Source organism: Burkholderia sp. IDO3 (assembly GCF_003366075.1).
Lineage (GTDB): Bacteria > Pseudomonadota > Gammaproteobacteria > Burkholderiales > Burkholderiaceae > Burkholderia > Burkholderia anthina.
In genome coordinates, this window is the sequence record NZ_CP028963.1 from 1,952,875 (window position 1) to 1,967,758 (window position 14,884).

Annotated in this window: 14 protein-coding genes; 5 read left to right on the forward strand and 9 right to left on the reverse strand. The window is 67.1% G+C overall.

Features of this window, described 5'->3' with window-relative positions; all coding sequences use genetic code 11:
- Positions 1-160: 160 nt before the first annotated feature.
- Positions 161-2,446, reverse strand: a complete 2,286-nt coding sequence (locus DCN14_RS23685; RefSeq protein WP_096505165.1) for an AsmA family protein — start codon at positions 2,444-2,446, stop codon at positions 161-163.
- A 151-nt stretch (positions 2,447-2,597) separates the two neighbouring features.
- Between DCN14_RS23685 and DCN14_RS23690 the strand changes: the two genes are divergently transcribed.
- Positions 2,598-3,299, forward strand: coding sequence for an ATP-binding cassette domain-containing protein (locus DCN14_RS23690; RefSeq protein WP_096505163.1), 702 nt, complete (start codon positions 2,598-2,600; stop codon positions 3,297-3,299).
- A complete protein-coding gene (gene fetB, locus DCN14_RS23695; RefSeq protein WP_096505161.1) occupies positions 3,296-4,099 on the forward strand; it encodes an iron export ABC transporter permease subunit FetB in 804 nt (267 codons plus the stop codon). Before DCN14_RS23690 ends, fetB begins: the two co-directional genes overlap by 4 nt.
- Positions 4,100-4,223: 124 nt before the next feature.
- On the opposite strand, the gene DCN14_RS23700 is transcribed toward fetB, so the two are convergent.
- Together DCN14_RS23700 and DCN14_RS23705 are read right to left on the reverse strand one after the other, a co-directional pair.
- Entirely contained in the window at positions 4,224-4,775 is a 552-nt protein-coding gene (locus DCN14_RS23700) for a DUF6013 family protein (RefSeq protein WP_096505442.1), read from the reverse strand.
- A 172-nt stretch (positions 4,776-4,947) separates the two neighbouring features.
- The gene (locus tag DCN14_RS23705) at positions 4,948-5,964 is read right to left on the reverse strand and encodes a zinc-binding alcohol dehydrogenase family protein (RefSeq protein WP_096505159.1); all 1,017 of its coding nucleotides are present in this window, start codon (positions 5,962-5,964) and stop codon (positions 4,948-4,950) included.
- Positions 5,965-6,095: 131 nt separating this feature from the next.
- On the opposite strand from DCN14_RS23705, the gene DCN14_RS23710 reads away from it, so the two are divergent.
- Together DCN14_RS23710 and serB are read left to right on the forward strand one after the other, a co-directional pair.
- Complete coding sequence (locus DCN14_RS23710; protein WP_096505157.1) at positions 6,096-7,037, forward strand: LysR family transcriptional regulator; 942 nt, start codon at positions 6,096-6,098, stop codon at positions 7,035-7,037.
- A 204-nt stretch (positions 7,038-7,241) separates the two neighbouring features.
- A complete protein-coding gene (serB, locus tag DCN14_RS23715; RefSeq protein WP_096505155.1) occupies positions 7,242-8,087 on the forward strand; it encodes a phosphoserine phosphatase SerB in 846 nt (281 codons plus the stop codon).
- A 72-nt stretch (positions 8,088-8,159) separates the two neighbouring features.
- Here the strand turns inward: serB and DCN14_RS23720 are convergent, their stop codons facing one another.
- The 4 genes from DCN14_RS23720 to rimO all read right to left on the reverse strand — a co-directional run bounded on the left by DCN14_RS23720 (position 8,160) and on the right by rimO (position 12,463).
- Positions 8,160-9,344, reverse strand: a complete 1,185-nt coding sequence (locus DCN14_RS23720) for a cystathionine beta-lyase (protein WP_096505153.1) — start codon at positions 9,342-9,344, stop codon at positions 8,160-8,162.
- Positions 9,345-9,466: 122 nt separating this feature from the next.
- The gene (locus tag DCN14_RS23725) at positions 9,467-10,009 is read right to left on the reverse strand and encodes a hypothetical protein (protein ID WP_096505151.1); all 543 of its coding nucleotides are present in this window, start codon (positions 10,007-10,009) and stop codon (positions 9,467-9,469) included.
- A 162-nt stretch (positions 10,010-10,171) separates the two neighbouring features.
- Complete coding sequence (locus DCN14_RS23730; protein ID WP_096505149.1) at positions 10,172-11,098, reverse strand: sugar kinase; 927 nt, start codon at positions 11,096-11,098, stop codon at positions 10,172-10,174.
- Between the two features lie 3 nt (positions 11,099-11,101).
- Positions 11,102-12,463, reverse strand: a complete 1,362-nt coding sequence (gene rimO / locus DCN14_RS23735) for a 30S ribosomal protein S12 methylthiotransferase RimO (RefSeq protein ID WP_096505147.1) — start codon at positions 12,461-12,463, stop codon at positions 11,102-11,104.
- 290 nt (positions 12,464-12,753) lie between these two features.
- Between rimO and DCN14_RS23740 the strand changes: the two genes are divergently transcribed.
- Positions 12,754-13,008, forward strand: a complete 255-nt coding sequence (locus tag DCN14_RS23740) for a hypothetical protein (RefSeq protein ID WP_096505145.1) — start codon at positions 12,754-12,756, stop codon at positions 13,006-13,008.
- Between the two features lie 346 nt (positions 13,009-13,354).
- Here DCN14_RS23740 and phaR read toward each other — a convergent pair whose 3' ends face one another.
- Together phaR and DCN14_RS23750 are read right to left on the reverse strand one after the other, a co-directional pair.
- Entirely contained in the window at positions 13,355-13,921 is a 567-nt protein-coding gene (gene phaR, locus DCN14_RS23745; protein WP_011549704.1) for a polyhydroxyalkanoate synthesis repressor PhaR, read from the reverse strand.
- A gap of 118 nt (positions 13,922-14,039) precedes the next feature.
- Positions 14,040-14,780, reverse strand: coding sequence for a 3-ketoacyl-ACP reductase (locus DCN14_RS23750; protein ID WP_096505142.1), 741 nt, complete (start codon positions 14,778-14,780; stop codon positions 14,040-14,042).
- Positions 14,781-14,884: the final 104 nt, after the last annotated feature.

Consider the following 14,884-nt stretch of genomic DNA (forward strand, 5'->3'; position numbering starts at 1 on the left):
GCGGCCCGAGGGCCATATCGCGCAACCAGACCCCTTTAATGCCAACACGGCGGTACGCTGACCGGTGCAATGGCAATGGACGTGCGCGCCATCCGAAGCGCGCCCCCGGCGCCGACGGCAACCGACCGCAGCAGCCCGGCGCCGCCAGCGCCCTCGCCCCTTACTTCCCTGCCTTCGCCGCCTGCCTCTGCGCAGCCTTCTCCTTCATCTGCCCGAACAGCTGCGAGCACGGCACGCCCTTGTTGTTGCTCGGCGCGATCAGCGGAATCAGCGCCGCGAACGGGTTGATCAGGCCGAGGCCGATCATCGCGCCGGCACGCAGCGCGAGCGCGCCCGCATCGACGCCGACGTCCGGATTCTTGAACGTGCCCTTCGCGTACAGCGGCGAGCGCAGCGAGAAGATCCGGAAGCCCTTCGTATGCGGATGGATCTTCAGATCGAGCGATTCGTCGCGCAGGCTGATCGTGCCGTCGACGTTGATCAGCGCGTCGTCGGTATCGAGCGCGAACACCTTCGGATCGAGAATGCCGTTGGTCGCGGCGAAGTCGATCGCCGCGCAATTGATGTTCACGTCGCGGTTGCCGAACAGCTTCTCGTAGACGACGTTCGCGACGTTCAGCCCCGCCGCCTCCATCAGCAGGCGGCTGATGCGGCCGTCCGTCACGAGCGCCTTCACTTCGCCGTTCGAGGTCGCGGCGAGCGCGGCCGGCGAGTTGCCGGTCGCCGACAGCGACGCGTCGCCGTTGATCTCGCCGAGCGCAGACTGCATCACCTTCTGCGCCGGGAACAGCTGCTTGAGCTTCAAGTGCCGCGCGGCCACCGTGAAGCGGCCCTTCAGCGGCGTGCCGCTGCCGTCGAGATGCGCGGTCGTCGCGAGCGTGCCGCCCGCGACGCCGAACTGCAGCGGTTCGAGCGACAGCACGCCGTCCTGCAGCACGATGTGCGTGTACAGGTTCGTGATCGGCAGGTTCGCGCTCTTGATCAGCTTGCGGCCGGTGAACTTCACGTCCGCGTCGAGCGCGCGCCAGCGGTCGGTGCGGAACGTCTCGACCGGCAGCACGCGCCCCGGCGGCTGGCGCGTCGTGTCGCCGCGCTTGGCCTTGCTCGCGGCGGTGTCCGCGCCGATCACCGGCGCGAGATCGGAGAACTGCAGCAGGTTCGACACGAGTTCGCCCGACAGCTTCGGCCGCGGTTCGCTCTGTGCGTAGGCGAGCGTGCCGCCGAGATCGCTGCCGCCGACGCGGCCGTTGAAGTTCTCGTAGCGGAACGTGCTCGCGTGCGGCTTGAAGTTGCCGATCAGGCGCCCTTCGGTCGCATACGGCGGCGTGTCGGGCAGCGTGATGCCGGTAAGCTGGTACAGGTGCGACATCGACGTGCCCTGCAGCCACAGTCGCAGGTCGATCGCCGCGAGATGCATCGGATCGGTCAGCGTGCCGACGATCGCGAGCCGCGTATCGCCCGCCTTCACATCGGCCTGCAACGGGAACGGTTGCGTCGCATTCTCGATCGCGAGCACGCCGCCCACCTTGCCGGTGCCGTTGATCGGCACGTTCTTGTAGCGGCCGTCGACCTTGAGCCCGAACGCATACGTCGGCCCGGACGGCGCCGCGGCGGCCGCGCCACTGGCGCCGCTTGCACCGGAGGCCGATGCGACCGCCGATGCGGAGGAGCCCGAACTACTCGCGGCAGCCGGAACAGCACCGGACGCCGCCACGGGCGACGCCGCACTCGCGCCCTCCGCCGCCGACGCGCTCGACGCGGCCTGGGCATGCGCCTTCGCGCTCAGTTGCGCGGCGCCGCGCTTGCCGACGCGCTGGGCCGATGCCGCACGCGACGTCTGCTCCTGCTCCTTCAGCACGTCGCCGAGCGGAATCGGCTGGCCGAGCGTATCGATCGCAACCGTGAGATCGGCCTTGGTGATCGCGTCGCGATAGGCGACGGTCCCCTTCGCGAAACCGAAGCTGTCCAGCCGCACCTTCCACGGCGACGGCTGCGACGATTGCTGGAACTGGAAGGTCCACGTATTGCGACCGTCGGCGAGCCGTTCGAGGTCGACCGCGGGATTGACGACGTCGATCGACGGAATGACGATCTCGTGCGCGAAGAGCGGCAGGATCGCCAGATCGAAATGCGCGGCGTCGAGCGTGACGAACTTCGGCGCCTTCGCCCAATCGGGATTGCCGATCTCGAGTTGCGTGGCCGAGAAGCTCGGCCAGGGCACCCACGCGCGCCAGCCGGTCTCGCCCGACGGGCGACGCCAGCCGATCTTGATGTCGCCGTTGATCGCGAATGGACGGCCGAGTGCAGCCGTCACCCGTTCGTTGATCCACGGCTTCGCGTGGTTCCAGTCGAACGTGAAGAGAAAGATGCCGGCTGCCGCAATGACGATTGCGACGATACCGACGATCCATGCAGCCGATTTACCGATGGCTCGGGTTAGCGTCATGGCGGGTCCGTTGTTGTTCTGCCGGGTTTTGCGCCATGTCGGGCCGCTTGCGTGAATGAACGGCGCACGACACCGGCGGCTTTTCAATCGGTATTATGACGCACACTGCGGACACGCTTCGGCACCGTTAACGCTTTTTTTCACTTTTGACATGACAGCCCCGACCGGCCTCATCGATGCGCAGCACATCACGCGCCGCGACACCAGCAGCGGCAAGACGCTGCTCGCCCCGACCGACTTCAGCCTCGCGGCGGGATCGCGAATTGCTGTCACGGGGCCGTCTGGATCGGGCAAGAGCGTGCTGCTGCGCGCGCTCGCGTTACTCGATCCGCTCGATGGCGGACACATCCTGTGGCGCGGCAAACGGATCCGGCGCAGCGCGATTCCGCGCTACCGGCGCAGCGTCGCCTACGTGCGTCAGCGCCCCGCGCAAATGGACGGCACCGTCGAAGCGCAATTGCGTTACCCGTATTCGCTCGCGATCTATCGCGACGTCGCGTTCGACCGCGCGCGCGTCGAATCGCTCGCCGCGCGTGCCGGCCGCGGCGCCGACTTCCTCGACAAGCGCGCGAGCGAACTGTCGGGCGGCGAAGCGCAGATCGCCGCGCTGCTGCGCGTGCTGCAACTCGATCCCGACGTGCTGCTGCTGGACGAACCGACGTCCGCGCTCGATCCCGATTCGACGCGCGCGATCGAGGCGCTCGTCGGCGCGTGGTTCGATGCGGCGTCCGATGCACGCGCATACATGTGGATCTCGCACGATCCGGCGCAGGCCGCACGCATCGCCGCGACACGGCTCGTGATGCAGGCCGGCGTGCTGCGCGCCACGGACCCGAAGGAGGCCGCGCAATGAGCCCGGCACTGCAGGATCTCAGTCTCGTCGACGTCGGCATCGCCGCCGCGCTCGTCGCGATCAACGGCGCACTCTCGGCCGCGCTGTCGCTCGGGCTCGGCCGCAAGCTCGCACTCGCGGCGGTGCGAACCGTCGTGCAGTTGCTCGCCATCGGCTACGTGCTTGGCTGGGTGTTCGGCCATCCGCACTGGACCGTCGTGCTGCCGCTCACCGCATTGATGACGCTGATCGCCGGCTTCGCAGGCGCCGGGCGCGGCAAGCACACATATCGCGGGCAGCGCGTCGACAGCATCGCATCGATCTGGTTCAGCAGCTGGCTCGTCGCGGCGATCGGCCTGTTCGTCGTGATCCGCATTCATCCGTGGTACGCGCCGCAATATGCAATCCCGATCCTCGGGATGATCCTCGGCAATACGCTCACGGGCGTGTCGCTCGGCGTCGAACGGATGATGGAGGAACTGACCGCACGGCGCGACCGCGTCGAGACCGCGCTCGCGCTCGGCGCGACGCGCTGGGAGGCCGCACAGGACGCGGCACGCCAGGCCGTGCGTGCCGGCATGCTGCCGACGCTCAACCAGATGGCCGTCGTCGGCGTCGTGAGCCTGCCGGGGATGATGACGGGCCAGGTGCTGGCGGGCCAGTCGCCGCTGCAGGCCGTGCGCTACCAGATCGTGATCATGTTCCTGATCGCCGCGGCATCCGCGCTCGGTACGGTCGGCGCGGTACTGATGACGTATCGCCGGCTGTTCTCGGCCGATCATCGCTTTCTCGCATCGCGGCTCGAGGAACGCGCGCATTGATGCGCGCCGGTGCCCGGCGCGACGACGCGCGATAGCGGCGTAGCGGCACGCGGCACGAAACGCTCACGCGCCACCATGCCGCTATCGCGCGAATCCGGATGGCAATTGGTTGCGCGCGCACCGCTCAGTGCTTGATCGACACCGTCACCTTCGTGCCGTCGCTCATCGTGACGGACTTCGAGCCGCCATTGGTCGAAATCGATATCCACTTGACCTGGCTCACCGATATGGCGTCCGGACATTGCAGCGACTTGCCGCCGACGCTCACGTTGCGCGTGCCTTTCGGCGCGGCGGCCTGGAAGCTGATCTGCACGTTCGCGATGCCCTTCGCGTCGACCGACGGCGCGAGCCGGATCTGGGTCTGGCGCACCATCGCGCCGTTCTCGTCGCGCGGCAGATTGTCGGCGTTCGGACAGCCGTCCGGCATCGCGACCGCGCCGCTCGGCGGCACCGACTTCCAGTTGAAGTCGTCCGTTTCGCCCGAGCGGATCTTGCGCGTCTCCTGCGTGTTGCCGAAGATCTTCGAATCGACCTTGACGGTGTATTCGAGCTGCCCTGTCCCCCCGCCCTTCAGGCTGCCCTTGACCGGCGGCGCCGCGAATACGCTCGCGCTGACGCACGCCGCCGCGAATACGGCCGACCACGATGCGGCGACTGACAAGCTGCGTTGGCTCATGCTGACCTCCTTGTAATGCGGCGGCACGCGCGCGCCGCGCGGTTTTCGATGCATGATGCGTTGTCAGTCTACCGCCAAGCGGCAGGCAATGCGCCGCAAACGCATCGGGTGTTACCCCCCTTGCGTTCGCGACGCGGCATCCCGTACCCGCGATGCCCGCCTCGGCAGCCGCTCAGAAGCCGCTCAGCACGAGCTTGCCGATCGCGCGCCCGGCTTCGAGCAACCGGTGCGCGTGCCGCACGTTCGCGGCGTTGATCGTGCCGAGCTGCGCGCCGAGCGTCGTGCGCAGCGTCCCGCCGTCGACGAGCCGGGCCACCTCGCTCAGGATCCGGTGCTGCTCGATCATGTCCGGCGTCTCGAACATCGCCCGCGTGAACATGAACTCCCAGTGAAACGCGGCGCTCTTCGCCTTCAGTTGTTCGACCGGGACCGGCTTCTCGTTCTCGACGATCGTGCAAATGCCGCCCTGCGGCCGGATGACTTCCGCGGCGGCAGGGAAATGGCGATCCGTGTCGTTGAAGATCAGCACGTAGTCGACGTTCGGGCGGCCGATTCCGCGCAGTTGGGCCGGCAGATCGCCGAAATGATCGACCACGTCGTCCGCGCCGAGCGAGCGCACCCATTCGGCCGATGCCGGTCGCGACGCCGTCGCGATCACGTGCAGCTTGCCGAGCGTCTTCGCGAGCTGGATCGCGATCGAGCCCACCCCGCCCGCGCCGCCGACGATCAGCACCGACTTGCCGGCGTCCGCGCCCTGCGGCGACACGCGCAACCGGTCGAACAACGCCTCCCAGGCCGTCAGCGCGGTGAGCGGCAACGCGGCCGCGGCGGCAAAATCGAGCGTGCGCGGCTTGAGTGCGGCGATGCGCTCGTCGACCGCGTGAAATTCGCTGTTCGCGCCGGGCCGCGTGATGCTGCCCGCATAGAACACCGCGTCGCCCGGCCGGAACAGCGTGACCTCGGCGCCGACCGCGACGACCGTGCCGGCTGCATCCCAGCCGAGCACGCGCGGCGTTTCCTCGACCTGCGGCTTCGGCGCGCGCACCTTGGTGTCGACCGGGTTCACGGAAATCGCCTCGACCTTCACCAGCAGGTCGCGCGGGCCCGGCACCGGTTGCGGCAAGTCCACGTCGAGCAGCGCCTGCGGGTCGTCGATCGGCAGGTAACGGGTCAGTCCAACGGCTTTCATCACGACACTCCTTCTGGGTTCACGGAAATCGGGCGGGCCGCGACGCAGCCCCCATGGATCCCATCGTAGGCCGCCCGATCATTTCAGAAAACCGCTATATTTCCTGAAACATTTTCAGGAATTTCCGAAGAATGGCATCCGATCCGGTATCCGCCCCCGACAAGCCGCTCGACCTGCTCGACGTCGGCCTGTTCGTGCGCGCCGCATTGCTCGCGAACGTGACCGCGGCCGGGCGCGAGTTCGGCGTGTCGGCGGCCGTCGCGAGCGCGCGCATCGCGCAACTGGAGCGCCAGCTCGGCGCACGGCTGCTGCATCGCACCACGCGGCGCATCAGCCTCACGCAGGACGGCGAAATCTTCATGGCGCGCGCCGAGGCGCTGCTGTCGGCCGCCGACGCCGCGCGCGCGTCGGTCGGGCATGGCCGCAGCGAACCGTACGGGCGGCTGAAGGTGTCGATGTCGTCGTCGTTCGGCCGCCAGCACGTCGCGCCGGTGATTCCCGCGTTCCTGCGCCGCTATCCGTCCGTGTCGCTCGACCTGCGGCTGTCCGACGAGATCGTCGACCTCGTCGACGACGGCTACGACGTCGCGATCCGCCTCGGCGCGCTGAAGGATTCGACGCTCGTCGCGCGCAAGCTCGCGGCAAACCGGCGCGTGCTGTGCTGCTCGCCCGCGTATCTCGCCGAACGCGGCGCGCCGCGCCATCCGGCCGACCTCGCGCAGCACGAATGCGTGATCCTCGGCGACCAGCGCGACTGGTCGTTCGCGACGCCGCAAGGCCCGCTCACCGTGCGGGTCGGCGGCCGGCTCGTCGCGAGCAACGGCGAGGCGATCCGCGAAGCGCTCGTCGACGGCTTCGGCATCGCGATCAAGTCGACCTGGGACGTCGGTCCGCTGCTCGCGAGCGGCGCGCTCGTCACCGTGCTCGACGACTACCCGTTCGCGAACGACATCGCGATCTGGGCCGTCTATCCGAGCCGCGCGCACGTGCCGCTGAAGACGCTCGCATTCATCTCGTTTCTCGCCGATCACTTCGGCGATCCGCCTTACTGGGATCGCGCGGACGAACGATAGGCGCCCGTGCCCGGCAAATCCCACGGGGAGCGGCTTCCGGCGCCGCTCACGGCCGCATCCGCCGGCGATCCGATCGCGACCGGATACCAACCGGCTACAATGGCGCGTTCGCAACGCCGCGGCCCGCAGCCGAACGGGGCCCGCGCTCGCAGGTGGCCGCATGCCGGCCGCGCACGCGTTTCATTCGCTTCCAACCATTCCGTCATGACCCAGAACCTCGTCATCCAGAGTCTCGCGCCGCTGTCGGACGCGCATCACAAACCGCTGCTCGCGCTGTCGCGCGGCACCCGCATCGTGCAGACCGACGATCACGCGCTGCGCATCGAACACGCGAATCCGGCGCAGCGCCTCGACATCGACGCGTACTGCGGCACGCATGCGCTCGACTTCGGCTTCGTCGACGCCGGCCGCGCACTCGGCGATTTCGGGCTCGTCGTGATGGACATGGATTCGACGCTGATCACGATCGAATGCATCGACGAGATCGCCGACTTCTGCGGGCTGAAGACGCAGGTCGCCGAAATCACCGAAGCCTCGATGCGCGGCGAGATCCGCGACTTCAACGAAAGCCTGACGCGCCGCGTCGCGCTGCTCGCCGGCCTCGACGCGCAGGCGCTCGAACGCGTGTACGAAGAACGGCTGCAACTGTCGCCGGGTGCCGAGACGATGCTCGCCGGCGTGAAGGCCGCCGGCCTGAAGACGCTGCTCGTGTCGGGCGGCTTCACGTTCTTCACCGAACGTCTGAAGGCGCGCCTCGGCCTCGACTACGCGCACGCGAACACGCTCGAGATCGTCGACGGCAAGCTGACCGGCAAGGTGCTCGGCGAGATCGTCAACGCGGACGTGAAGGCGCGCATGCTGCGCGATACGTGCGCATCGCTCGGCATCGCGCCGAGCCGCGCGATCGCGATGGGCGACGGGTCGAACGATCTGAAGATGATGGCCGAAGCCGGGCTGTCGGTTGCATTCCACGCGAAGCCGGTCGTGCGCGATGCGGCCACCGTCGCGTTCGATCACGTCGGCCTCGACGGGCTGCTGCGGCTGTTCTGATCCGCGCGAGCCGCCAATGCAAAACGCCGGCGCGATGCCGCATCGCGCCGGCGTTGCGTTTTTCTGCCGCGATTATCGGCCGAGCGTGGCCTGCAGCGCGCGCTCGATGTCCGCGCGCAGGTCGGCTTCGTCCTCGAGACCGACGTAGAAACGCACCAGCGTGCCGCGATGCGGCCAGTCCGCGCGCATCGATGCGACATCGTACGGCATCGCGAGACTGCATGCGCCGCCCCAGCTCCAGCCGATCGCGAACAGCTCGAGCGCCTCGACGAAACGGTCGATCTGCTCGGCGCTGTAGCGTTCGTCGAACACCACCGAGAACAGCCCGCCCGCGCCGGTGAAGTCGCGCACGAACGCTTCATGGCCCGGGCAGTCCGGCAGTTGCGGATGCAGCACCGCCGCGATTTCCGGCCGTGCCTTCAGCCACTGCGCGAGCGCGAGCGCGCTCTTGCTGTGCGCGTCGAAACGCACCTGCATGCTCGGCAGGCTGCGCATCACGAGCGAGCAATCGTCCACCGACACGCCGATCCCGCAGCGCATCCGCGCGAGTTTCAGTTGCGCATGCAGTTCCGCGTTCGCGGTGATCGTCGCGCCCATCAGCACGTCGCTGCCGCCCGACTGATACTTGGTCAGCGCCTGCACCGAGATGTCGACGCCGTGCTCGAACGGCTTGAACGCGAGCCCGGCCGAATACGTATTGTCGATCGCGGTGACGATGCCGCGCGCCTGTGCGACCGTCGTGATCGCGCGCACGTCGGGCACTTCCATCGTCACGGAGCCGGGCGCCTCGATCCAGATCAGCCGCGTGTCCGGCTGGATCAGGTCGGCGATGCCCGCACCCACGAGCGGATCGTAGAAACGCGCGGTGATGCCGAAATCCTTCGCGAGCCAGTTGCCGAAATCGGCGTTCGGTCCGTAGATGTTGTGCGGGATCAGCACGTCGTCGCCCGCCTTCACGATCCCGAAATAGACGTTCATGATCGCCGCGAGACCCGACGGCTGCAGCAGCGCGTGCGTGCCGCCTTCGATCTCGGCGAGCCGCTGCGCGAGCGCGAGCGACGTCGGAGTCGCATGCAGACCGTAGCGCCACTGGTTGTCGTTGTGCCAGACCAGCGCGCGCATCGTCGCGAGATCGGGGAACACGACCGTCGACGCGCGCGCGACCGGCGGCACGAACGAGCGAAAACCTTCCGGAATGACGTCGTCGGGTTGAACGATGCGGGTTTGCAGTGCGCGCTTGGGTGTGGATGCAGTCATGGCAGAGGGCGGGCACAAGGCCGTTCGGTTGCGGAATATCCTGCTAGATTAGCCAAAATCGGCGCGCTTGACCCGGTACAATGCGCGCCGCGCACACCAAGCCAGCGCGCGCTCGGGCGCTCTCAGTCGTCGGTACGCAGGTTGACGACGCCGCCGACCGTCTCGATTTCCTGCACGCGACCGTTGCGGACCTGCAGCGCCGCGCGCTTGGCCGGCGAGGGATGCAGCACGACGGGTTGCGGATCCGATTCGTCGGAATTCATCCGGTCGGCTTTCAGGGCGCCGGTCGAATCGAAGCGGCCGATCCACACGCCCGTGATGTTCGTGCCGTCGTTCGATTCCTCGATCTCGAGCGTATCGCCGTCGCGGTCGCCCGCGAGCAGGATCACCTCGCCGGTATCCGTGAACTGGTATTCGCCGTGCACGCCCTCTTCGTCCGTCTTCGGACCAAGATGCACGACGATCGGCCGATCGCCGAGCGTGCCCTCGTAGCGCGGCAGCCGGGCAAATTCAGGATTCGGCCGCAGCGGCCGCGCAGGCGCCGGCGCATCCTGCTGCGCACCCGATGCGGCAACCTGCGCCGCGGCCACGCCCGGCATCGCGAAACCCGCTGCCAGCGCGCCGGCGAGCACGAGCGCTCGCGGCCATTCCGAATATCGACCCACCTTGTATTGCTCCTTGCTTCAGATTCGTTCGCCGATCACGGCGATTGACCGTGACCGTGCGTCGCCGATACGCCTCGTCGCGAACGCGCAGCGACCGCCGCCACGTCACGTCGTTCGAATGAACCGGTCGTGCGCGGCCGCGGACAGTGTGCGTCGTTCGCGTCAGCCCTGCATCAGGCGTTCCACCGCATCGCGGTGCGGAATCGGCGCGACCGCGCCGTAGCCCGTCGTCGACAGTGCCGCCGCCGCGTTCGCATAGCGCGCCGCTGCGAACGGGTCGTCGCCCGCGACGATCCGCGCGACGAACGCGCCGCCGAAGCAGTCGCCGGCGCCCGTCGCATCGATGGCTTCCACCACGAAGCCCGGCACGACGCGTCGCTCGTGCGGCGTCGCGACGTACGCGCCTTCCTTGCCGAGTTTCAGCGCGACGACCTGCGGCCCGTGTTCGAGCATCGCGTCGACGATCGCGTCGCGATCGCTCGCACCGGTGAGTGCCGTAACGTCGTCCCAGCTTGGCAGGCAGATGTCCGTCTGGCGCAGCGCCTCGCGCATCACCGCGCGGGCGCGCGGCAGCGGCCACAGCTTCAGGCGCAGGTTCGTGTCGAAGCTGACGTGCGCGCCGTTGCGGCGCGCATGGTCGATCGCGGCGAACGCGGCATCGCACGCGGCCGTGCTGATCGCGAGACTGATGCCGGACAGGTGCACGGCTTTCGCCGCGGCCAGCGCGTCGAGCGGCAGGTCGGCCACCGCATAGCGGCTCGCCGCGGAGCCCGCGCGCAGATAGTCGAACTGATGGCCGTCAGCCCCGTGCGTGACGAAATACACGCCGGTCGGCGCCGTGCGGTCGATCCGCACGTACGTCGTGTCGACGCGTTCCGACGCCCACATGTCGGCCAGCAGCCGGCCGAACGGATCGTCGCCGATCGCCGATACGAAGCCCGTCGACGCGCCCTGGCGCGCCGCGGCGATACAGAAGTTCGACGTGTCGCCGCCGAAGCCCTGCAGGAACTCCGGACGGCCCGGCTGCGACTGGTTGAATTCGATCATCGCCTCGCCGAGCGCGAGGATCTGCGGAAACGCTGCGGTCATCGCTTAAACCTCGCCCCACAGATCATGGCCGTCCGCGCCGGTGATCTTCACCGACACGAAATCGCCGACCTTGTAGCGCTTCGACGCCTTCGTCGCCGGCTCCACATAGACGACGCCGTCGATCTCCGGCGCATCCGCCGCCGTGCGGCCGATCCCGCCTTCCGCGCTGACTTCGTCGATCAGCACCTTGAGCGTCTTGCCGACCTTGCGCTGCATGCGCTGTGCCGACACTTCCTCGGCCACTTCCATGAAGCGCGCGCGGCGTTCCTCGCGCACCTCGTCCGGCAGCGCGCCGTCCAGTTCGTTCGCGGTCGCGCCTTCGACCGGCGAATACGCGAAACAGCCGACGCGATCGAGGTCCGCCTCGCGGATGAAGTCCAGCAGCGTGTCGAACTGCGCTTCCGTCTCGCCGGGGAAACCCGCGATGAACGTGCTGCGGATCGTCAGGTCCGGGCAGATCTCGCGCCACTTCTGCACGCGTTCGAGCACCTTCTCCGCGTTCGCCGGGCGCTTCATGCGCTTGAGCACTTCCGGATGCGCGTGCTGGAACGGCACGTCGAGATACGGCAGCACATGGCCCTTGAACGGGCCGTCGGCCATCAGCGGAATCACTTCGTCGACGCTCGGATACGGATACACGTAGTGCAGGCGCACCCATGCGCCGTACTGCGCGGCCAGTTCGCCGAGCGCGGCGACCAGGTCGGTCATGCGCGTCTTGATCGGCTTGCCGTTCCAAAAGCCCGTGCGGTACTTCACGTCGACGCCGTACGCGCTCGTGTCCTGCGAGATCACGAGCAGTTCCTTCACGCCCGACTTGAACAGGTTCTCCGCCTCGAGCATCACTTCGGCGACCGGACGCGACACGAGGTCGCCGCGCATCGACGGGATGATGCAGAACGTGCAGCGGTGGTTGCAGCCTTCGGAGATCTTCAGGTACGCGTAGTGACGCGGCGTGAGCTTGATGCCGGCGGGCGGCACCAGGTCGACGAACGGGTCGTGCGGCTTCGGCAGATGCGAATGCACGGCCTGCATCACTTCGCCCACCGCGTGCGGGCCGGTGACGGCGAGCACCTTCGGGTGGACTTCCTCGATGAGGTTCGAGCCGCTGGCGCTCGACTTCGCACCCAGGCAGCCGGTGACGATCACCTTGCCGTTTTCGGTCAGCGCTTCGCCAATCGCGTCGAGACTCTCCTGCACGGCTTCGTCGATGAAGCCGCAGGTGTTGACGACGACGAGGTCGGCGCCGTCGTACGTGCCGGAGATTTCATAACCTTCGGCACGCAACTGGGTGATGATTTGTTCGGAGTCGACGAGCGCCTTCGGGCACCCGAGTGAAACGAAACCTACTTTGGGGGACTGGGACATCTGGAATGTGGGGGCGTGGCGGCAAAAGCGTGAGTTTACAGCTATTTATGGGTCAGCGAGGCAAAACCGGCGGTTGGCACGCAGCGGATCGCGATGCCGATGTGCGACCCGTGCGGGCGCGCCGGGCGGACAGAGCAAAGCGATCCGGCCCTTTCCATGCGGCACGACGAGCCCACCGACACGGCCGACCCGCGCCGCGCCGCGAGAAACCTCCAAGAATCGCCGTGGAACCGCCCCGCTGCCATGCGAAAATCTCGGCATCCGCTCTCTTCACACCCAACGGGGTTCGCATGACCACCCACATCACGATCGAATTCACCGAGCACGCCGCCGAAACCATCGGCGAGCAAACCAGCACCAGCTTTTCGTATGACCAGGGCGCGCATGTGCCGCAACCCGGCGACTTCGTCGAACTCGAGAATTCGCGGCAGACGTTTCTCGTGATCGGCCGCGTGTTTTCGCTGAAGGCGAACTACAGCGCGGTGAAGCTCGTGCTGGACCTTCCGCCTGCGGACGATCATCAGGATCTCGATCCGGCACGCTGAGCGAGGAATGCCGGCGCACCGCGCCGGCATCGCGCGTGGCGTGTCGTACGGGCACGAAACGTCATCGCGGGCAATCGCGGCCGGCACGCGCGCGAACACGTGCAACCGGACACGCAATGCGCCGATTCGGCTGGACTGACGTCTGGAATTCGCTCGACCGGACAACGGTCTTGCCCGCCTCGCGCGAAGGCACGGGCATCCGGCGCCGACGATCAGGAACGACCGTCGGCGGCATCCTGCGGCGGCCGGCCACCGACCGTCATCGTGCCCGGGCACACGATCGGTCGCCTCGCACCGCCGCACGTCGCGGCGCCGACCGTCCCGCGGCCGGCCCGCCGCAAATACGTTACTTCTTCTCCGGCTCCGGCGCGCCCGGCTGCTTGAACGGGAACGTGCTGAACATCGACTTTGCCTGGTTCTGCATCTGCTCCTGCATCTGCACGAACATGTTCTTCGACTGCTCGATGTAGCTCGTCATCATCCCTTGCATCATCGGCGCCTGCATGTTCATGAACTGCGACCAGACTTCCGGATTCATCGCGTTACCTTCGTAGAGGTTCTTCGATTGATCCGCGAGCTTGTTCTGGATGTCGATGAACGCCTGGATGTTCTTTTCCAGATACGTGCCCATCATGCCCTGCATCGCATGACCGTAGAAACGGATGATCTGCGACAGCATCGACGACGAGAACATCGGCACGCCGCCACTTTCTTCCTCGAGGATGATCTGCAGCAGGATGCTGCGCGTCAGGTCTTCGTTGGATTTCGCATCGACGACCTTGAAGTCCTCCTGTTCCAGCACGAGCTGCTTGACATCGGTCAGCGTGATGTACGTGCTCGTCTCGGTATCGTAGAGCCGGCGGTTCGGGTACTTCTTGATGAGCCGCTCGGCCGTTTTCTTTGTAGTAGTCATGTAACGCCTTCGTGTGCAGCGTAGCGCAAGTGACAAATCCCCGCCGCCCGAATCCGGGAGGCGGGGGCCTTCGGACACGCCGGGCCGCGCAGCCATTTCGCCTGCGCGGCCCGGACGTTCAGCCCATGTGCAGGCCGCCGTTCAGCGAGAAGTCGGCACCCGTCGCGAAACCGGAATCGTTCGACGCGAGCCACGCGACGATCGAACCGATTTCCTCCGGGCCGCCGAGACGCCGCACGGGAATCGTGGCGACGATCTTCTCGAGCACGTCCGGGCGGATCGCCTTCACCATGTCGGTGCCGATGTAGCCGGGCGACACGGTGTTGACCGTCACGCCCTTCGTTGCGACTTCCTGCGCGAGCGACATCGTGAAACCGTGGATGCCTGCCTTCGCGGTCGAGTAGTTCGTCTGGCCGAATTGCCCTTTCTGGCCGTTCACCGACGAAATGTTGATGATCCGGCCCCAGCCGCGCTCGACCATCCCGTCGATCACCTGCTTCGTCACGTTGAACAGGCTCGTCAGGTTGGTGTCGATCACGGCCGTCCAGTCTTCATGCGTCATCTTGCGGAACACGACGTCGCGCGTGATGCCCGCGTTGTTGACCAGCACGTCGATTTCGCCGACTTCGGCCTTGACCTTGTCGAACGCTGCCTTGGTCGATTCCCAGTCGCCGACGTTGCCTTCCGATGCGATGAAATCGTACCCGAGCGCCTTCTGGTCCTCGATCCATTTCACCCGGCGCGGCGAATTCGGGCCGCAACCCGCGACCACCTTGAAGCCGTCTTTCGACAGACGCTGGCAGATGCTGGTGCCGATGCCGCCCATCCCGCCCGTTACGTACGCAATTCGCTGAGACATAAATCTCACTCCATTTCTTGGTTTTGAGAGCCGCCGGAGGCCCCTCTGACTTCACGTGGCGCCGGCCGAAGCCGCAATCGGCCGGCGCACGGATCGGTTTGGCG